The following is a 21,057-nucleotide window of genomic DNA, read 5'->3' on the forward strand; positions in this document are numbered from 1 at the left end:
GTCCTTTGAGACGGCTTTTTTTCTTTTTTTGTCATATCTTCCCCTGTAGTTATATGGTATTTTTAGAGGTAAGGGATATTGGAGAAATAAGAGAAAATTGGAGATTGCAATGGCTACGACAAAAAGCTGTGTTTACGAAAATGACAGACAACTTAATAGCTTTATAGTGAGCAATTCATTCCAAGCCAGTACGAATCTTTTAGTACAGATTTTTTTTCGCCAGGGAGAAGAACAAAAGCTCCTGCACCTTAAACAATTGCTAACCAAGAACCTGCCTCAGGCTTCCGTGATAAAGTGTGAACTGGAAGAGAACACAATACCCGGGAGCAAGATGATCCTTTCCTTTACGACCTTCACCAGAGAAGAACTTGATGCATTCCTGAATAAAGAGAAGCAGTATGCAATCAGTGCCTTGACCAATATGGTCGAAGCCTCTCAACAAGACATCCTTCATCTTAACGAAAGCCTTAAACTATCTGAGCAATATTATCGGTCCCTCTTTGATAACAATGGCGATTTTGTTTATTCAACCGATTTGAATGGAAAATTCACAAGCGTGAATCAGGCCTTCCTTGCCACTTTTGGTTTCCGGGAAGATGAGCTGATCGGCAGGCCGGCGCTTCATTTTATCAACCCTGAAGATGTACCAAGGGCTAAAATGCATTTTGTCCAGGCGCTGAGGGGAAAGGACCAGACATATTCCATTGAAATACGGATGAAAAGCGGGGAATCCCGAATATTCCAGATTAAAAATATCCCCATTACCATCAATGGAGAATGCGTGGGCACTTATGGAATTGGGCGTGATGTCACAAGCCAGAAGAAAACAGAAGAGAAAATCATCCAGCTTGCCTATTATGACCATGATACAGGACTGCCCAACAGAATGAGATTCACCGAGCAGCTCGAGGAATCGATCAGCCTTGCCAGGAAAAAGAAGGAAATGATTGCAGTTCTGGTCCTGGATATTGACCGTTTTAAAATCATCAACGACAGCCTTGGGCATTATGCTGGCGATATTGTCCTGAAGGAACTGGCGGAGAGAATAGAAAGTCATTTGCCGAAGGGTGCGTATCTTGGCAGGTTCAGTGGTGATAAATTCACCATGATGCTCTCAAAAGATGTACACGTTGATGAAACAACGACATTAGCGAGGGAGCTGCAGAGGATCATCTCAAGACCTCTGTACTACCAGCAGCAGGAATTCATTGTCACTGCCAGCATTGGCATTAGTTTCTTTCCGGGAGATGGCCTTGATGAGCATCTCCTGTTTAAAAATGCTGATATTGCAATGAATCGTTCAAAGAATCAGGGCGGCAACAAAATTACTTTCTTTTCAAACGGCATGAATGATCAGGCAATGGTCCGGCTTGAGCTCGAAAGCTATTTGCGGAAGGCGCTGGAAAAGGATGAATTCTATCTTTGCTACCAGCCGCTAATGGATCTGAAGTCCGGCGAGATTACTTGTACGGAAGCGTTGATTCGCTGGCAGCACCCTCATTTGGGATTGGTATCGCCAGCACAATTCATCCCGCTTGCTGAGGAAACCGGATTGATCGAGGAAATCGGAGCCTGGGTACTCACAACTGCATGTGTCCAGACAAAAAAATGGCAAATGAAGGGTTATCCTAATCTTGGAGTGTCGGTCAATGTTTCAGCCTACCAGTTCCAGCAGCATGCCTTCATCGGCCAGGTGATCCATGCGCTCCAGGTGTCACAGCTCGATCCGGAAGCCTTGTCACTGGAACTGACCGAGAGCGCGATGCTGAAGGATATTGCCTACAGCATTTCCGTCATGAAGGCATTGCAGGATTTGGGCGTGAAAGTCTCGATAGATGATTTTGGTACAGGGTACTCGTCGCTGAGCTATCTGCGAAATCTGCCAATCGACACCTTGAAAATCGACCAATCGACACCTTGAAAATCGACCAATCGTTCATCAATAATCTGCATGATGAACCGTCCGACATTGCGATCGTCAAGGCAATCATAACCATGGGGAAGGGCTTATCGGTAAAAGTTGTCGCTGAGGGTGTTGAAACCTATGAACAGCTAAATATCTTAAGAGACCTGGATTGCCACTATGCACAGGGATACTATATACAGAAACCGCTTGAAACAATAGCCTTCGAAAAAGGCTTCAGGACCGTGGAAAAAACGGCGTATACAGTCAAATAACCAGAAGGGCCTGCATGTATGGTGCAGGCCCTTTTTTATGATATTCTCTCAATTACTGTCCGTTTTCCATTGCTCAACGTCAGTTCAAATCGGTCATTTTGTATTTCGAAATAATCAAAATGGTGCTGGACACTGCAAATTGATTCTTCATTGTCCAGGATCAAAAAGTTCACACCCGATGCTCCGTTTTCCTGATCAAGGAAAGTCAGGTGATTATAACAATAAATACAGTCGTAAATTGAGAAATTGAGCGAATTCAATGTATTGATAAATTGGACAAATGCTTCATCGTTCAGCTCATCAAGGAGCCGCTCAAATGAATAGATCAGCTGTTTCCTGATACGGATCATTTCCTGGTCCTGCAAAAAGAACTGTTCATTCCCTGTCTGGATGCAGCCGTTATCCAGCAGGAATCCCTTGCACCATTTATTGTTCCGCAGAACCTCTACTTCCTGATGGATAAACTCATCAACGAGGGCTGCTTCCTCTGTTTCTTCATCAAAAAATACCCACTGGGAATTAATGTATTCAACTGTACCGGTATTGAAAGACCGGGGCTGGAATTCAATAAGGTTGCTTCGTTGTTGTCGGTTCATCTGGTTCCTCCGTTAATTATCGCTCACCTTCTTTGTAGACAGATTTTGGCGAATTTATAACATGGTTTAGAAAGATAGGCAATTAACCAGTTTGGGTGCTGGTGCATATGATGAGTATGCTTAAGCGAACACCACGTATTCGTTGAGTATGTTTCAATTAAAAGTTCCGCTGAAAGGATGATCAATTTGTGTGGAATAACCGGCTGGGTAGATTATAAGAAGAATTTGGACCATGAACGTGAGAACATGGCAAAGATGGCGGAAACTTTGGCTAAAAGAGGTCCCGACGATACAAATGTATGGACTTCAAAACATGCAGCTCTCGGCCACAAAAGACTGGTAGTTGTAGACCCTGAGGGCGGAAAGCAGCCAATGACCAGGGCAAAAGGAGATCACCGCTATACCATTTGTTATAACGGTGAACTTTATAACACCGAAGACCTCCGAAAAGCGCTGTTATTAAAAGGATATTCTTTTAAAGGTCATTCTGATACAGAGGTTTTGCTTACTTCTTTCATGGAATGGAAGGAAAATTGTCTTGAGCATCTAAATGGGATCTTTGCCTTTGCTGTCTGGGATGCGCAGGAGGAAAAATTGTTCATCGGGCGTGACCGGCTTGGAGTAAAACCGCTGTTTTTCCTGGAAACTCCATCGGGTCTTATGTTTGCTTCTGAGCAAAAGGCACTTCTGGCTCATCCAGAAGTGAAGGCCGAGGTAGACAGGGAAGGCCTTTGTGAGGTTTTTGGGCTAGGTCCATCCCGCTCTCCGGGTGCAGGTATTTTCAAGAATATGAAGGAACTGAGGCCAGGACACGGGCTTATTTTTTCTAAAAATGGGCTGAAGACCTGGAGATACTGGAACGTGAAGAGTGAAGAACACACAGACAGTCTTGATGAGACGGCCGAAAAAGTACGCGATCTTTTCACAGATGCGGTCACACGGCAGCTTGTATCGGATGTACCCTTGTGCACATTCCTTTCAGGGGGCCTGGATTCCAGCGCTATCACTGCGATTGCCGCGAATCATTATAAGGCAGAAGGCAAGGGGAGCCTGCATACTTACTCCATTGATTATGAAGGCAATGATCAGTATTTCAAGGAAAGCGAATTCCAGCCAAATGCCGATGGATACTGGATCAATAAAATGACCGAAATGTTCGGCACGACACATCACAACAGCATCATTACTCAAAGCGACTTAGCTGGATATCTGACGGAAGCCGTCCATGTCCGTGATTTGCCTGGCATGGCGGACATCGATTCCTCGCTCCTCTGGTTCTGCCGTGAAATCAAACAGGATTTTACCGTAAGTCTTTCAGGTGAATGTGCGGATGAGATATTTGGCGGCTATCCATGGTTCCATAGACAGGAAGACTTGAGCAGGGCCGGATTCCCATGGATGCGCTCCATCAACGAGCGTCAAAATATGCTCCGCGACCATTGGCGGAAAAAATTGAATCTGGAAGAATATATGATGGGGAAATTCACCGAAACAATTGCCGAGGTTCCGGTACTTGACGGAGAAACTCCAGAAGAAGCAAAACGCAGACAATTATTCTATTTGAATATCATCTGGTTCATGACAACTCTCCTGGACCGGAAAGACCGAATGAGCATGGGAGCGAGCTTAGAAGTCCGCGTCCCGTTTGCCGACCATCGCCTTGTCGAGTATGTATGGAACATCCCATGGAAAATGAAGATGCACGGCAACAGAGAGAAAGGCATATTGCGTAAAGCACTGGAAGGAGTGCTTCCCGATGAAGTCCTTTACCGCAAAAAAAGCCCGTACCCAAAAACACATCACCCAGGCTATACCCAGGCAGTCCAGACCATGCTCTCCGAATTCATGGCCGACTCCAACAGCGCACTCCACGAATTCTTCGACAGGAACACACTGAAAACCATGATCGAAACCGAAGGAGCCTCCTTCAAGGTACCATGGTTCGGCCAGCTGATGACAGGACCGCAGCTGCTCGCCCAGCTTGCGCAGATTCATATTTGGTTCAGGGATTATGATATTAATATTGTGGAATGAAAAAGCAAGCCCTGTGTTGGGCTTGCTTTAAACTTTTATCATTATAAAATTATACCTTATGTGCTACCCATTGGGGATTAATGGGGACTTTTTTATATAAAATATCTAATCTATCTATTAAAGAATAATTTCAATTTTAACCTATCAAAAAATTCTGTAAAATGAATACTAGGATATTAATAGCTTTGGGGACAGAAAATCACAGGAACACAACCTGATTCATAATTCCGGATGAATCAATGGATAGTTATCCTCAAGTGCGGCTGCATACCGACAATGAGAAAAATGATAATCGAGAGGAGCCGACAGTATGTGGAATAATAGAGTGACGGAGATATTGAGTATTGATTACCCAATCATACAAGCACCAATGGCAGGAGGGCTGACAACCCCTGTACTGGTAGCATCAGTGTCAAACGCAGGCTGCCTGGGTATGATTGGGGCAGGATATCTGGAACCCGGCCAGCTGAGAAGTCTGATTAAGGAAATTAGAGAGTTGACGGATAGACCATTTGGAGTAAATTTGTTCATCCCGGAGGATTTTAATATTGCCAAGCCTGAATTCGACTTGGCCTTCAAAAGGCTTCAGCCGTTTCGAGATGAGTTGAATATAATTGAAGAAGTACCGTCACACCCAAAACCGGAAGATGATCAAATAAGGTTCGCTCTGCTACTGGATGTCATCATCGAAGAAAAGGTTCCCGTCTGTTCTTTTACATTTGGCATTCCTTCAGCACCAATCATCTCCAGGTTAAAAAGCGCGGGAATCATCCTCGTTGGAACTGCTACAAGCGTAAACGAAGCGGTAATGAATGAAAATGCCTGCATGGATATTGTCGTGGGGCAGGGGAGTGAAGCAGGTGGGCACCGTGGCACTTTCATGGGTAATGCAGGAAATCATTTAGTCGGATCCTTGTCCTTGATTCCTCAGATGACACACACACTCTCGATACCAGTTATTGCAGCTGGAGGGATAATGGATGGGAAAGGGTTTATGGCTTCGCTCTGTTTAGGGGCAAAGGGAGTACAAATGGGAACTGCTTTCTTAACATGCAAAGAGAGCGGTGCCCATAATGTACATAAGGAGGCAATTCTCCAAGCAACCGAGTTAGATGCCGTTATGACTCGTGCTTTTTCTGGAAAATGGGCCAGAGGAATAAAAAATCAATTCATTAAGGAAATGGAGGCTGGACAGATTACCGTCCCTGATTATCCAGTTCAAAATAAACTGACGGGGAAAATACGGAAGGTGGCAGCATTAAAGAATGATAGCCGATATATGTCGCTTTGGTCTGGACAAAGTCCTAGGCTGGCAAAGGATCAAACCGTCATAGAGCTGATCGGAAATATTGTCTTAGAAGCTGAGAAAATAAGGGCATCGTTTAAATGATTTGGTATCCAGACCAGAGTCCCGGAATCTTTCAGGTTCATATGTTAGCATAAAAATAAGGGGCGAGATGCCTTTATAAGCGGGTTTTCGTCCCTCGAAACAATTGGCCGGCCCTCTGCCAGTTTTATATATTCTGTTCACCTAAAGGAGTGCTATTTTTTGAGAATGAGTCTAAGGACTAAAATGTTAAGTATGTCCTTTTTGGTTGTTTCAATCTCTATTTTTACAAGCGGTTTAATTATGGTCTACAGTATTTCAGATGCTTTCGAGAAAGAACTTGGTGAAAGGGCAACGGCCATAGCCAGAACAGTAGCGCAAATGCCCAGTATACGAGAAAATGTCGGGATCCCGGGTGGAGAAACAATTATCCAGCCATTTGCAGAACGGACAAGGCTGGCTACGAACGTGGATTACATTGTTATCATTGATATGGACCGTATCCGTTACTCACACCCATCAGAAAGCCTAATTGGCAAGGAGTTTGTCGGAGGGGATGAGAAGGCATCCTTGTCAGAACACGAATATGTATCAAAAGCAAAAGGGACATTGGGCAATTCAGTCAGAGCTTTCGTCCCGATTATGGATGAGGAAGGTGTTGTTCAGGTAGGGGTTGCTGTTGTCGGAATACTTACTCCTACATTTCAGTCACTTGTCGCCCAATATCGAAATGATATCTTCTTATCTCTCGTTTGGGGGTTGATAATCGGGTTGTTCGGTTCTTTGTTCCTCGCAAACAATATAAAGAAGCAAACATTTAACCTGGAGCCTTATGAAATTGCCAGGCTGGCTGAGGAACGTTCTGCGGTTATGCAGGCAATGGACATGGGAATCATTGCTGTTGATGAACACGGGAAAATTACTTTTATGAACCGGCTGGCTAAAGAATTCGTGTTTAATGATTCAGAAAAAGAAATAACAAGGAACAATAGCCTGATAGAGTTCTTGCCTAATTTAAATGAGGTTATAACAAAAATCCTCAATATGCCTCACTCCCAGCAAATTGTAAATCGAAGCATGAATATATATGACAAAGTTTACCTGGTATCTCTTTATCCAATTTATGTTAAGGGTCAGGCGGCTGGTTCATTTATAACAATGGTGGATAAGACTGAAGCAAACCGTCTCGCTGAAGAGCTTACTGGAGTGAAAACGCTAGTAGATGCCTTAAGGGCACAAAATCACGAATACATGAATAAACTCCATAGCATTGCCGGTTTGATTCAATTGGAAAGGACTGAAGAAGCCCTTGATATAATTATTGATGAAACCAACGATGAAGAGAATATTATTCAATTTCTGAAGGAATCGATTACGGATTATTCCGTTTCCGGTTTACTTTTGGGAAAACGGGCAAGAGCCCGTGAGCTTGGAGTCCAGTTTCATCTTGACAGACAAAGTTATCTTCACTACCTTTTGGATGGCTTCAGTGCAGGGGATATTATTACTGTCCTGGGAAATTTAATTGAGAATTCCTTTGAAGCATATTCACCCCAGGAAAAAAACAAAATTGTGGAATGCTTACTGCAGGGAGATAGAAATCATCTCTTGATTGTGGTCCGGGATAATGGAAAAGGAATCAGGGATGAAGATCGGAACAATATTTTTACATATGGATTCAGCACGAAGGCAAAGGATGGAAGAGGGATTGGACTGGCGCTTGTCAAGCAAATAATCGAGGCTCAGGGGGGATTGGTTAGGTTAGAATCCGAAATCAATAAAGGGACAAAAATAACCATTGAAGTGGAAAGAAGGGGAGAAAAATGATAAAGGTATTTATAGTTGAAGATGATCCGATGGTTCTTGATGTAAATATTGGATTCCTGAAAAGGCTTCCCTTCTTTCAATTTTGTGGTTCCGCTACCTTAGGAGTAGAAGCAGTGAAAAAGATTCAAGAGTTGAAGCCTGATTTGGTGCTGCTAGATATGTTTTTGCCTGACCTATCCGGCCTGGATGTAATGAAATCGATTCGGGAGCAGGAAATCCCGACAGATGTGATCATGATTACTGCAGCAAGAGATGCCCAGACAATCCAGGATGTGTTACGGTTAGGAGCAGTTGATTATCTGGTGAAGCCCTTTCGTTTTAACCGATTCAAATCTGCGCTTGACGCTTACGAGAAAATGTGGAACAAACTAAATGCTAAACCTAGCTTGAAACAGGAAGACATCGACGAATTCAAACAAATGCAGGGGCAGGAGGAATATCTTCCAAAAGGGTTAAGTGACAAAACACTCAAACAGATCCTTTTGGTATTGATGGAACAAACAGAACCCGTTACTGCCGAAAGCCTTGCTTCCAGTTCCGGCATGGCGAGGGTAACGGTAAGAAGATATTTGGAATATCTGGTCCAATCAAATAAAATCAGAGTGAATATCAAATATGGAAGTGTAGGACGGCCAAGTCATTATTATTATATTTAATTACATTAGAGTTTTGAAAATATTTCAGACCAAAAAGACCAAAAAGACCAATATGGTCTTTTTCTTGTTGTGCATATGAAAGCGCTTTATAATTCGAATTATCAAAATATTGACAAAGTATTTTCCTTAAAACGTCATTATTTTGCCATAAATAGAGGGAGGGGCAAATTGAACTAGTGATTCATAACCTTTTCCGTATTAAGTTCGTGATGATTTTAATGCTGGTATCCACCTCATTAATTTTGTCATCCTGTCAACCCCAGAATCGTGCAGTAGATCATGAGCAGATTAGCAGGGAAGAGAGAATCGTCATCCGTTTTTCCCATATCGTTGGTGAAAAAACCCCAAAAGGAATGGCGGCAAGGAGGTTTGCCAGCCTTGTTAAAGAGAAGTCAAACGGGTTTGTAGAAGTCCAGGTATTCCCGAATGGATATCTTTATAGGGATGGCGAAGAAATTGATGGACTGCTTAAGAATGATATTCAAATGATTGCTCCGGCCACAGCCAAAATCACTTCCTTTGTACCCGAATGGCAAGCCTTGGATTTGCCTTTTGCGTTCAATAGCATCGGTGAGGTTCATGAGTATCTTGAAGGGGAGATTGGAAGCAAATTAATGTACGGGCTCCAGAGGGAAGGTTTCTATCCATTGGGCCTCTGGGACAATGGATTCAAGCAAATGACCAATATGACAAAGCCGCTTACACAGCCTCGAGATTTTCGAGGGTTAAAGTTTCGAATCATGCCTAGTGAGATAATCAGACAGCAATTTCTGGAGTTAGAAGCAGGTACACAATCCAACTCTTTCAATGAAGTTTATCAATTATTGGAGAAAAACAAGATCGATGGCCAAGAAAATACATATTCCAACATTGTCAGTAAAAGGATCCATACCCAACAGAAATATTTGACAGCAAGCAATCATGGTTACCTTGGCTATGTCGTATTGCTCAAAAAAGAATTCTGGGACCAGTTACCTGAAGAGGTTCAAAAAATTCTCCAGGAATCTATTAAAGAGGTTACTGATTGGGAAAAAGAAATGGCCCGGAAAATGAATGAAGAGAGTTTACAAGAATTGAAGGATTGTAAATGTGTTGAAATCCACTTTTTATCAAAAGAAGAAAAACGGTTATGGGAAGAAGCTCTTAAGCCGATTTATCAGAGATTCGAAGATCGGTTTGGAGCAGAATATATAAATCAGCTTCCAAGGAACAAAGGGGCAGAACATTGAGTGCCGGGCTCTGTTATGGATACCAAGTACCATTTCCTTAAGAGCCGAACAGTCAAGAAAAAAATAAGGGGGAAATAGGATGAAGTTCAATTGGAAAAAGAAAGCAATCGCTGCAGTTGCTGGACTGTCACTGGTTTTGATATCAGCATGCGGGAATGGTGGAGGCACCGAGACCAGCGGTGGAGCAGCAGCTGATATCAAGTATCAAGATTATCCAAAGACCGTTAAAATTGGCACAGCTTCACAGGGGGGAACTTATTTTATTGTTGGAGGCGGTTTAGCGTCATTATTAGAACAAAAGCTGGATGTGACGGCTAATGTTGAAGTAACAGGAGGACCTGTTCATAACATGCAACTAACGCAGGCGGGAGACCAGGATATAGGTATGGTAACACTTGGGCCAGCTTATGAAGGATATACAGGAACTGGTGACTGGACAGGTGGAAACAAGATGGAGGATGTCCGAATTGTTTTCCCTATGTATACTACACCGATTCACTGGTGGGCGTTGGAAAAGTCAGGAGTTAAGAGTATTGATGATATCAAAGGGAAACGTGTTGGGGTTGGACCGGCGGGCGGCACTTCAGGAACGTACGTTCCATTAATCCATGAGGTTTTAGGTTTGGATACTGAGAATATTCAGGCTGGGGCAAGTGACATGGCATCTCAGCAAATGGATGGACAGCTTGACATCATCGGATATGCGGCAGGTATTCCTATCTCTGCCGTATCAGAGATTGAAGTTCAAAGGAAAATCAATTTCTTTGGAATTGAAGGGGAAATGAGAGACAAGGTGATTGAAAAGTTCCCATATTTCTTCCCGTTCACAATACCTGCAGACACATATACGACCCTGGACCAAGACATCGAAACGATTGCGATGTTCAACTTTGGTATCGTACGTAAGGATGCTAATAAGGACTTTGTTTATGATCTGGTTAAAGCTTATCACGAGAATAATGAGATGCTAGTAAAAACACATGTTTCAATGGAAGAAGCTGTAGAAGAAGCAATTAAAATCAATAAGGATGTTCCATTGCATCCTGGGGCAATTAAATATTACGAAGAAAAAGGAATTGAGCTTCCGGAATCAGTGTATCCGCCAGAAATGAACAAGAAATAATATTCACCTATCCCCTGACTGGGGATAGGTATATTTTCGAAGGTAGGTGTAGAAATGAGCAAGGAAAAAATCGAGCAAACTGAATTGACCGATAAGCCAGTCCTTGAGATGCTTGAAGAAGCCGAAGAGGAGGAGCAGGTTGAAAGTGCAACTGAGGCAAGAAAGTTCACTGGATGGACTAAGATTCTGTTTACCTCGATTGCTGTTATTGGGGCTTTGTTCCACTTATATATTTTAAACTTTAACCCGATTGATCCATGGCTATTCCGCAGCGCTCATTTATTGTTTGGTGCAGTCCTTGGCTTCATGCTTTTCCCGGGGATGAAAAAAGGTAATGGCCGGATCCATATCGTGGATTGGGTGCTAATTTTGGCAAGTATCGGCATCTTCATCTATATTTATATGAATTTAAAACAACTGCTCTTCCGTTTTGGAGTTATGCCAACAACAATGGACTTTATTGTGGCACTAGCCGGAATATTGCTAGTCTTGGAACTTACAAGGAGGACAAGCGGATGGACGCTCCCAATTTTGGCAGGCATATTTATTCTCTATGCATTCGTAGGGCCGTACCTTCCGAGCATCCTTAACCATAGCGGCTACAGTGTAGAACGTTTCACAACCTATATTTATGGTCTTGATGGCATATTTGGAGTGACACTAGACGTTTCGTCTAAATATATTTTGCTTTTTATTATTTTTGGTGCGTTTTTGCAGATGTCTGGTGTAGGACGCTACTTCATTGACTTTTCTTTTTCACTCGCAGGAGGGATGCGCGGAGGGCCGGCCAAAGTAGCGGTCATCTCAAGCGGATTAATGGGAATGATGAACGGCACATCTGCTGGAAATGCGGTGGCTACTGGTTCATTGACGATTCCTTTAATGAAGCGTGTCGGGTATAATGGGCGATTTGCAGCAGCCACTGAAGCAACTGCTTCGGCTGGAGGCCAAATTATGATTCCGATCATGGGAGCAGGAGCTTTCCTGATGGCCGAAATTACGGGGATCCGCTATAGCGAGATTGTTATTGCAGCGACCATTCCGGCAATATTATATTTTCTATCTGTCTATTTCATGGTCGATTTTGAAGCAGTTAAGAAGGGCATGAAGGGAATATCACGAAAAGATCTGCCTAGCATTAAAAGCATTCTGAAGAAGGCCTACTTATTTGTACCAATTATTCTTTTAATTGGCATGCTCCTGAAAGGGTACTCTGTCATCATGTCAGGAACATACAGCATTTTGGCATGTCTTGTAATCAGTTGGATTGGCAAGGAAACAAGAATGGGATTAAAGAAAATCCTTGAAGCTCTTGAGCTTGGAATGAAGAATACAATTCAATTATTGGCTGTCTGTGCCTGTGCAGGTATCATCGTTGGGGTAATCGCCTTGACAGGCGTTGGCCTAAGATTTAGCTCTATGCTCTTATCAGTTGCCGGAAACAGTGAATTCCTGGCTTTATTGTTCGCCATGTTCATAGCTATTTTCCTAGGAATGGGTATGCCAACAACAGCCGCATATGCAGTGGGTGCTTCCGTCGTTGCACCTGGCTTGGTTAACCTGGGAATTGAACCATTGTTTGCGCATATGTTCGTCTTTTACTATGCTGTAATGTCAGCCATTACCCCACCTGTTGCTTTAGCAGCCTATGCGGCAGCAGGAATTGCTGGTACAGACCCGATGAAAACGGGAGTAGAAGCGTTCAGACTAGGAATAGCAGCCTTCATTGTTCCTTTCATGTTTATCTACAGCCCGCAATTATTAATGGTAGGAAGTTTCGTGGAAATTGCAATTGCTGTTATTACTGCAGCCATTGGTATTTACCTGCTCTCCGCCAGTGTACAGGGCTGGTTTGCGGGACGGCGTGCTATTTGGTTCACAAGGTTTTTGCTAGTCATAGCATCGCTTCTTTCCATTGATTCTGGCATTAAGACAGATTTAATCGGTCTTGTTATCATTGCGTCAGCTGTTGCTATCCAGTTGATGATTGTGAAAAAAGATGAAGGAAAACCACTTGCAGTCTAATTCCAAGTGATAAGGTTTTTGAAGAAAGGTGGGGTCAGGGATTCCCTGATCCTTTTTTGGCATTAATTAACTTTCAGCTTCATGCACTCAAAAAACTTTCATAACCTTTGGGGAAGTGAGCAGCTGGGCCTTAATGGAATGAAAGCGCAACTCTAATCACGATCATATAGCAATGATTCTGGGTACATAAATTATCATTGACGGGGGGAATTGCAAATGAAACAACTAGATATATCCGTAATACCGGGAGATGGAATAGGCAAGGAAATTGTCCCACTGACATTGCAAGTTTTAGATACTCTAGCCGACCTTCATGGCGGGATAAAATTCCGTTATCAAACTCATCCATGGAGCTGTGAATATTATCTGGAATATGGTCAGATGATGCCTGAAGATGGGATGGAACAGCTAAAGCAAACAAATGCCATATATCTTGGAGCGGTTGGTAATCCCCAGCTAGTTCCCGATCATATTTCGTTATGGGGCCTACTGATCAAGATCCGACGGGAATGCGAGCAGGTAATCAATATCAGGCCAGCGAAATATATTGAGGGAATCAAATCTCCGCTTGCTGAACCACATAGTTTTGATTTTATTGTCGTCCGTGAAAATAGTGAAGGGGAATACAGTGAAGCCGGAGGAAGAATACACCAGGGTGAGGATGAAATCGCGGTCCAAAATGCGATTTTTACACGTAAGGCAATGGAAAGAACAATCCGCTATGCCTTTAAACTGGCTCAAAACAGAAGAGGAAGAGTTACAAGTGCAACAAAATCAAATGGGATAGTTCACAGCATGCCTTTTTGGGATGGAGTATTTAACGAAATCAGCGGGAATTTCCCGGAAATCGAGACAGAAAGCAACCATATAGATGCGCTATGTGCCTTTTTAGTGTCCAAGCCTCATCACTTTGATGTCATCGTTGCTAGTAACTTGTTTGGTGATATCCTGACCGACCTGGGAGCAGCAATTATGGGGAGTATTGGCATCGCTCCAGCGGCGAACATTAATCTCACGGGACAATATCCTTCCATGTTTGAGCCGGTACATGGTTCGGCTCCAGATATTGTCGGCCGCGGAATAGCCAATCCAATAGGCCAGCTTTGGACAGCAAAAATGATGCTCGATCATCTCGGGCTAGATGAGCTTGGAAGTTTATTGCTAAATGCAATTGAAGATACGATTGCTGACGGAATAAAAACTCGTGATATCGGAGGTTCTTTTACTACTGATGAAGTTATCAGCTATATAAATTCTAAGATCTTATCCTATTAAAATCCCTTAATCAATAAATATCCCGGCTGGAAATTCACATTCCTTCCGGGATATTTTTGAGAATCATTTCTAATTTAACTTGTGAATATTAAAACCACTTCAAGATTGCTAATACTGGCAGTAGTTTCAGTTGAGTTCTAGTTTCAAAGAAATAACGGACGGTGCAGTGAAAGATGGAAAGTATACATTACTCCGCCTCCACAGCTTTCACGTCAGGCACAAACGACTTTTTCACCCAAACCCTGGATCTCCAGCGCCAGAGCATGAGCAGGCCGCGAAGCCATTCGTCGGCAATGAAGGCGATCCAAATGCCGACGAGTCCCATGCCGAGGTAGATTCCAAGAAAGTAAGAAAGCGTGACACTGACTCCCCACATCGACAGGATTCCCATATACACCGGAAATTTCACATCACCAGCAGCCCTCAGTGAGCTGATGAGCACGAGGTTGAAGGATCTGCCGGGTTCCAGGATGATCGTCAGCAGGATCAATGTCGTCCCAACCTCAATGATGCTCATGTTATCTGTGAAAATGCCAAGAAGGTCTCTAGAGAAAAATGACACGATGGCAGCGGCAGCTATTGAAATAATGATTGCCAGCTTCAGGCTTTTTAGTGCCCGTTTATAGGCACTCTCAATATCCTTGGCACCCACCATATGTCCGATCAGAATCTGTGTGCCCTGGCTGATGGCTATGCTGAAAAGGAAAATGAACATCATCACATTTTGGGTATACACCTTGGCCGTCAATGCCTGGGTGCCCAGGGTTGCGATAAAATAGGTGATCAGCATCTGGGATCCATTATAGCTCAGGTGCTCTCCGGCAGAAGGAATACCGATGTTCAGCAGATTTTTAAGATGTTTTTTCGGGAAGCGGAACAGCATCGACATTGGCAGCGAGCCTGGAATCCGTTTCATCATCACATAAAAGGCGGCAAGCAACCCGAGGATGCGGCTGACAGTTGTCGAAATTGCTACCCCTTCCACTCCAAGTACAGGGAATCCGAATGGTCCGAAAATGAACAAATAGTTACCGATGACATTCAGGATATTCATGCCGATGGTGACATACATGATATCACGGGTAAAACCATAGCTGCGGACAATGCTGCTGACAGTCATGATCAGGGATTGAATGAACGAAAATCCGCCGACAATTTTCAAATAAGAGTTGGCTTCATCAAATAATTCGGGCGGCAGGTCCATCAAGTTCAGCAATTGCTCACTAAAAATAAACACTCCCGCGCTAAGAAGCAATCCGAAAATGAGATTGGCGCCGATCGAGACAGTGGAAACTTCGCGGGCTTCGTTGTCATTTTTGGCTCCAAGATTCTGTGCGACAAGGATTGCCGTTCCAGTCGCGATGAACCCGAACATGACGATAATCATCGACAGGATCTGATTCGATACCCCGACAGCGGCCACGGAGTTATCTGAGTACTGAGATAACATCAACGTATCCGCATTTCCCATCAGCATATACAGCAGGATTTCGATAAATAATGGCCACGTAATGGCAAATAAAGATAGCTTAGCAGTTTTTTTCATAGGGTTTTACATCTCCAAGTTGTAATTCTTTCATTATACAGACATTGGGAAGAATTTGAAGTGATTTGTGTTCAGTTTCCAGGAAAAAATTTAATAAGATACCTGGGGGAATATCGGGAATTTTTAATAGAAAGATAGAAAACTCAATATGCAAAAGCATAACCAACAAAACACAACAAACCCCTCTCCAAATAAGGAAAGGGGTCTATTCGTTTAAAAATGGAACAGGGCAAAGCCATTACCGGAAATTTTCGCAGTCAGGTCTTCGCTTTCGGCTGCGTATTCTTCACCGGTATAGATGTTGGTGATTTTCTTGCCTTTTAAGTTAAAAGGAAGAGGGTAATCTGTTTCTTCATCACTCATGTTAACAACAACCAGTATAGTTGATGTGCCATTGGATTTCGTGTAGGCAAAGCAGCTATCATGATAATCGGAAGGGATGTAGTGCAGTTCGCCTTCATTTGCCAGCAGCGGATATTCTTTGCGAAGCTGGATCATCTTCTGGACGTGTGCGAACATGTCCTTGTTTTGCTCCTCTTCATTCCACTTCATGCATTCACGGCAGCCTGGATCCTGCCCGCCGCTCATGGCAATTTCATCGCCATAATAGATACAAGGAGTTCCGATGTAGGAGAGCAGGACGGTGAAGATCTGTTTTACTTTGTCCTCGTCACCGCCGCATTCTGTCAAAATCCGTGGCGTATCATGGCTGCCAATCAGGTTAAAAGCCACCTCGTTCACGTTCTTTGGATACATATGGTTGACCGTCGTCATATTTTCAATGAATTCTTTTACTGTAATCGTTTTACGGGCAAACAAGTTCAGGATATTCGTCGTGAAAGGATAGTTCATGACGGCATCGAATTGGTCGCCGCGCAGCCATGGCATTGAGTCATGCCAAATTTCGCCGAGAATATAGAGTTCAGGCTTGATGGCCTTCACTTCAGATCGGAATTTCCTCCAAAAAGAGTGATCGACCTCATTCGCTACATCCAGTCTCCAGCCATCGATATCGAATTCACGCACCCAGTAACGTCCAACTTCGAGCAGATATTCAATGACTTCCGGATTTTCTGTATTCAGCTTTGGCATAGATTTTTCAAAGGCGAATGTATCATAGTTGGGCCTTGGCTCCATAACCAGCGGGAATTCTTTTGTGTGGAACCAATCCTTATAAGGAGATTCTTCGCCTTTTTCCAAAACATCCTGGAACTGAGGGAAGTAGAAGCCGCTATGGTTGAACACGGCATCCAGCATGACTTTGATTCCTTTTTCATGGCAAACCTGGATTAAACGCTTTAGCGTATCCTTATCGCCGAATTGTGGGTCAAGCTCCATGTAATCAATCGTATCGTATTTATGGTTCGAATACGCTTTGAAAATTGGCGTAAAATAGATACCGGTAATACCGAGCTGCGCCAGATAATCGATATTCTGGATTACGCCTTCGAGATCGCCGCCGAAAAAATTGTCTCTTTCAGGCGGTGCACTGCCCCATGGCAACGCGCCCTCCGGATCATTCGAAGGATTGCCATTTCCAAAGCGCTCCGGGAAAATCTGATACCATACTGTATCCTTCACCCAGCCCGGGGCACGGAAAACATCGATATTATTAATGTAGGGGATGGCAAAATAATATCCTGTATCGTCCAAAGGCGGCTGGTCGTAGAAACCTTTTTCAGTAAAACATGCGGTTTCGACGCCATCATTCAGGATGAAGCCATAGCGCATCCTTTTGTAAGGCGGCTTAATGGAGACAAACCAATAATCGAATAACTGATCCGATCCACTTTTAATCATCGGAACGGTATTCGTGTTCCAAGTACCATCCTGCCAGTCATATGGATCACCATTTAGTAGGGAAACTTCTTTTATATCGTCTTTTTTAGTACGAATGCGGATATGTAACTCTTCATTGGTGCAAGCGTATGCATAATTATCTTTTGGGCGGTGATAAATCGCTTCTTTTAACAAGAGAGAACCATTCCTTTCATTTATGATCAAGATTAAAACAAGGGTAGACCACCGATTTTTAAATGTCAATTATAAAAATGCAGATTCACAGAAAATTAACGAATTCCTTACTCTGGCAAAAAAAAAATAAAAAACTAGTTGTCAAAATCATTTAAGTCTTTATAATAAGAGGTAGGTTGTGCAATCGTTTTCATAGACTTGCAAACAACATTACAAACGTTTGCACAAATAGGAAGACATTCTGCACAATGAAAAGTAAATTACACATTTTTAGGAGGGGTATACACATGAAAAAGGCATTGTCGATTTTCATGATGCTGATCTTGGTGATTGGCGCTCTTGCTGCTTGCGGACCTAAAGAAGAAGAGAACACGGGTTCAAAAGACAACGGCGAGAAGACAGAAGATGCTTCAAAACCAGAAAAGCTGGTAGTTTGGGAAGATAAAGACAAGTCTGGCTGGCTTGAAAAGGTAGCTGCAGACTTTGAAAAAGAACACGGTATCAAAATCGAGTTCAAAGAAGTTGAAATGGCTTCAAAAATGAAAGAACAATTACGTCTTGACGGTCCAGCTGGTACTGGTCCGGACATCATCACTCTTCCACATGACCAAATCGGTGAACTTGCAGTTCAGGGACACATTAAGGAACTGAACGTTAGCGACGATGTGAAGAGCACTTTCTCTGAGTCTTCAATCTCTGCACAATCTTTCGATGGAAAATTATACGGACTTCCAAAGTCTGCTGAAACTCCAGTATTCATCTACAACAAAGCTCTTATGACTGAAGTTCCTGCTACAATGGAAGACCTTTATGAATTCGCAAAAGCTAATACTAAAGACGGCAAATACGGTTTCCTTGCTCTTTGGGATAACTTCTACTTTGCACACGCTCCAATCGGCGGCAACGGCGGTTATGTCTTTGGCGAAAAAGACGGAGCTCTTGACCCTCAAGACCTTGGCTTGAACAACGAAGGTGCTGTAAAAGGTACTGAGTACATCCAGAAGTGGTATGCTGAAAAGCTATTCCCTAACGGAATCATCGGCGAAAACGGCGGTTCTGCTATGGACGGACTATTCAACGAAGGTAATGTTGCTTCTGTCATGAACGGACCTTGGGCATTCGGCGGCATGAAAGATGCTGGCATCGATTTCGGTGTTGCTCCATTCCCTAAATTCGCTGATGGCACTCCAATGAAGACTTTCATGGGTGTTAAAGGCTGGCACGTATCTTCATACTCAAAGAACATTGACTGGGCTACTAAGTTCCTAGAGTACATCACAAACGACGAAAACGCGAAATACCGTTTCGAGCAAACTGCTGAAGTACCAACAAACGTAGCACTAGTTGACGATCCAGCTCTTGCTGAAAACGAAGGCGCTAAAGCTGTTGCACTTCAAACTCAAGACGCAGTTCCAATGCCAAACATCCCTGAAATGGGAGAGGTTTGGGGACCAATGGCAAGCGCGTTGCAAACTGTTGTAACAGGCAAAGCAGAGCCACAGGCAGCTCTTGATTCAGCTGTTAAGCAAATTGAACAAAACATCCAGCAAAACCACGCAAAATAATAGTGTGATAAAGCATAGCAGTACCTCCCTTGTGGGGGTACTGTTATATTTTCCAATAGGAAATTCCAGTTTCTGCTTTTTCGTAGACATCCAATCGAAAAGTCACAAAGTTTACGAAAACTGCAGTAAAAAAGTCTTTCATTGAGCAAACGGTTGCGCTAGAATAGAGATAGATTAATCAGATGCTTCATGAGAGTGAAAACAAGAGAGTTCGGCATAATACTGAGTGGAAACGCTTCAGTATGGATGACAATGTATTCGTTCTCATAAAGCATCTGATGCTTTTATAAAGGCAAATTTGAATGCTGCAAAACCTACTATAGGGGTGAAAGTCACCAAAGATCTCTCCTATGTGAAAGCACAGCGTTTACGAAAAATGAGCCTTATCAATCATAGAAAGAGAAAGGGGAATATAGGATGAAAGAGAAGTCCTATCAAACCAACCACCGCAAAATAGCAGCAGCCCTTTCGATTATTCCGGGGCTAGGACAGCTATACAACAAACAATACTTAAAAGGGATTGCTTTTCTGATCTTGACGGGTGCATTCTTTGGAGTGTTCTCAGACCTTCTAAACATGGGGTTATGGGGTTTGTTCACTCTTGGAGAACAAACGCCTCGTGACCATTCTATCTTCCTGATGGTTGAAGGGATCCTGGCCGTCATTGTCCTTCTTTTTGGAATCGGATTCTATCTATTCAACTTAAACGACGCCTATAAGGTCGGCTTGAAAAGGGACATGGGCGAACGCCTGAGCACAGTGAAGGAGCAATACCATAACCTGATCGACAATGGATTCCCATATCTGATCATGTCACCTGGATTCCTGCTTCTCATCTTCGTCGTTGTATTTCCAATCATTTTCGTAGTTTTGCTTGCATTCACGAACTACGATCTATATCATTCACCGCCAGCAAAGCTTGTTGACTGGGTCGGCCTTAAAAACTTCTTTGACCTTTTCCAGCTTCAATCCTGGCGTGAGACATTCTTCTCGGTATTATCATGGACAATCATCTGGACATTCGTCGCTACGACATTCCAGGTTTCCCTGGGAATGTTCCTGGCGATTCTCGTGAACCAGAAGGATGTAAAAGGAAAAGCAATTATCCGTACAGTATTTATCCTACCTTGGGCTGTACCAGCATTCGTTTCCATCCTTGTGTTCGCTGGTATGTTCAATGAATCATTCGGGGCGATCAACCGTGACATCCTTGGCTTTTTCGGTATTGATCCAGTTCCATGGATGACAGAGGCGATGTACACGAAAATCGCATTGATCGGGATTCAGACATGGCTAGGTTTCCCATTCATCTTCGCGATGACGACTGGAGTCCTTCAGTCCATTCCAGAAGAGCTTTATGAGGCTGCGACAGTAGACGGAGCGACGAACTTCCAAAAGTTCAAGAACATCACATTGCCGCTCGTACTATTCGCTACAGCGCCAATCCTGATTACGCAGTATACATTCAACTTCAACAACTTTAATATTATTTATCTATTCAATGGCGGGGGACCTGCAGTTTCAGGTGCGAATGCCGGAGGAACAGATATCCTGATTTCGTGGATTTACAGCCTGACGATGACATCTGCACAATACTCCAAAGCTGCTGCCATCACCATGCTGCTTTCATTGATTGTTATCGGTGTGGCGCTATGGCAGTTCAAGAGAACGAAATCATTCCAAGAAGAGGATATGATGTAAT

Annotated in this window: 15 protein-coding genes; 12 read left to right on the forward strand and 3 right to left on the reverse strand. The window is 43.3% G+C overall.

Annotated features, from left to right (window positions below; all coding sequences use genetic code 11):
- The first annotated feature begins 109 nt into the window (after positions 1 to 109).
- On the forward strand, positions 110 to 1,921 hold the full coding sequence (locus EJA10_RS01440; protein ID WP_281274454.1) for a putative bifunctional diguanylate cyclase/phosphodiesterase: 1,812 nt from the start codon (positions 110 to 112) through the stop codon (positions 1,919 to 1,921).
- Positions 1,918 to 2,178, forward strand: coding sequence for an EAL domain-containing protein (locus tag EJA10_RS23870; RefSeq protein ID WP_281274455.1), 261 nt, complete (start codon positions 1,918 to 1,920; stop codon positions 2,176 to 2,178). Before EJA10_RS01440 ends, EJA10_RS23870 begins: the two co-directional genes overlap by 4 nt.
- Before the next feature lie 35 nt (positions 2,179 to 2,213).
- On the opposite strand, the gene EJA10_RS01445 is transcribed toward EJA10_RS23870, so the two are convergent.
- Complete coding sequence (locus tag EJA10_RS01445; protein WP_125478210.1) at positions 2,214 to 2,774, reverse strand: DUF2777 domain-containing protein; 561 nt, start codon at positions 2,772 to 2,774, stop codon at positions 2,214 to 2,216.
- A gap of 186 nt (positions 2,775 to 2,960) precedes the next feature.
- Here EJA10_RS01445 and asnB point away from each other — a divergent pair, with 186 nt between their 5' ends.
- The 8 genes from asnB to EJA10_RS01485 all read left to right on the forward strand — a co-directional run bounded on the left by asnB (position 2,961) and on the right by EJA10_RS01485 (position 14,270).
- The gene (asnB, locus tag EJA10_RS01450) at positions 2,961 to 4,808 is read left to right on the forward strand and encodes an asparagine synthase (glutamine-hydrolyzing) (RefSeq protein ID WP_125478211.1); all 1,848 of its coding nucleotides are present in this window, start codon (positions 2,961 to 2,963) and stop codon (positions 4,806 to 4,808) included.
- A gap of 310 nt (positions 4,809 to 5,118) precedes the next feature.
- Entirely contained in the window at positions 5,119 to 6,198 is a 1,080-nt protein-coding gene (locus tag EJA10_RS01455) for an NAD(P)H-dependent flavin oxidoreductase (RefSeq protein ID WP_125478212.1), read from the forward strand.
- A 165-nt stretch (positions 6,199 to 6,363) separates the two neighbouring features.
- Positions 6,364 to 7,962, forward strand: a complete 1,599-nt coding sequence (locus EJA10_RS01460; protein WP_125478358.1) for an ATP-binding protein — start codon at positions 6,364 to 6,366, stop codon at positions 7,960 to 7,962.
- Positions 7,959 to 8,618, forward strand: coding sequence for a response regulator (locus tag EJA10_RS01465; RefSeq protein ID WP_125478213.1), 660 nt, complete (start codon positions 7,959 to 7,961; stop codon positions 8,616 to 8,618). The genes EJA10_RS01460 and EJA10_RS01465 overlap by 4 nt, the downstream gene beginning before the upstream one ends.
- 176 nt (positions 8,619 to 8,794) lie before the next feature.
- Positions 8,795 to 9,847: a DctP family TRAP transporter solute-binding subunit gene (locus EJA10_RS01470; RefSeq protein ID WP_246017637.1), complete on the forward strand. Its 1,053-nt coding sequence runs from the start codon at positions 8,795 to 8,797 to the stop codon at positions 9,845 to 9,847.
- 79 nt (positions 9,848 to 9,926) lie between these two features.
- Positions 9,927 to 10,970 (forward strand): TAXI family TRAP transporter solute-binding subunit, encoded by a 1,044-nt coding sequence (locus EJA10_RS01475; protein ID WP_125478214.1) that lies wholly within the window; start codon positions 9,927 to 9,929, stop codon positions 10,968 to 10,970.
- Between the two features lie 54 nt (positions 10,971 to 11,024).
- Positions 11,025 to 12,995 carry a TRAP transporter permease gene (locus EJA10_RS01480; RefSeq protein ID WP_125478215.1) on the forward strand — a complete coding sequence of 657 codons (1,971 nt, stop codon included), beginning with the start codon at positions 11,025 to 11,027 and terminating at the stop codon, positions 12,993 to 12,995.
- A gap of 216 nt (positions 12,996 to 13,211) precedes the next feature.
- A complete protein-coding gene (locus EJA10_RS01485) occupies positions 13,212 to 14,270 on the forward strand; it encodes a tartrate dehydrogenase (RefSeq protein ID WP_125478216.1) in 1,059 nt (352 codons plus the stop codon).
- Positions 14,271 to 14,457: 187 nt separating this feature from the next.
- On the opposite strand, the gene EJA10_RS01490 is transcribed toward EJA10_RS01485, so the two are convergent.
- Both EJA10_RS01490 and EJA10_RS01495 read right to left on the reverse strand, forming a co-directional pair.
- Positions 14,458 to 15,816: an MATE family efflux transporter gene (locus EJA10_RS01490; protein WP_125478217.1), complete on the reverse strand. Its 1,359-nt coding sequence runs from the start codon at positions 15,814 to 15,816 to the stop codon at positions 14,458 to 14,460.
- Positions 15,817 to 16,029: 213 nt separating this feature from the next.
- Entirely contained in the window at positions 16,030 to 17,790 is a 1,761-nt protein-coding gene (locus EJA10_RS01495) for an alpha-glycosidase (protein WP_125478218.1), read from the reverse strand.
- A gap of 287 nt (positions 17,791 to 18,077) precedes the next feature.
- On the opposite strand from EJA10_RS01495, the gene EJA10_RS01500 reads away from it, so the two are divergent.
- Positions 18,078 to 19,355: a sugar ABC transporter substrate-binding protein gene (locus tag EJA10_RS01500; protein WP_125478219.1), complete on the forward strand. Its 1,278-nt coding sequence runs from the start codon at positions 18,078 to 18,080 to the stop codon at positions 19,353 to 19,355.
- A 417-nt stretch (positions 19,356 to 19,772) separates the two neighbouring features.
- Positions 19,773 to 21,056, forward strand: a complete 1,284-nt coding sequence (locus tag EJA10_RS01505; RefSeq protein ID WP_125478220.1) for a carbohydrate ABC transporter permease — start codon at positions 19,773 to 19,775, stop codon at positions 21,054 to 21,056.
- The last annotated feature ends 1 nt before the right edge of the window (position 21,057 follow it).

Source organism: Mesobacillus subterraneus (assembly GCF_003937825.1).
In the GTDB taxonomy this organism is placed as follows: domain Bacteria; phylum Bacillota; class Bacilli; order Bacillales; family Cytobacillaceae; genus Mesobacillus; species Mesobacillus subterraneus.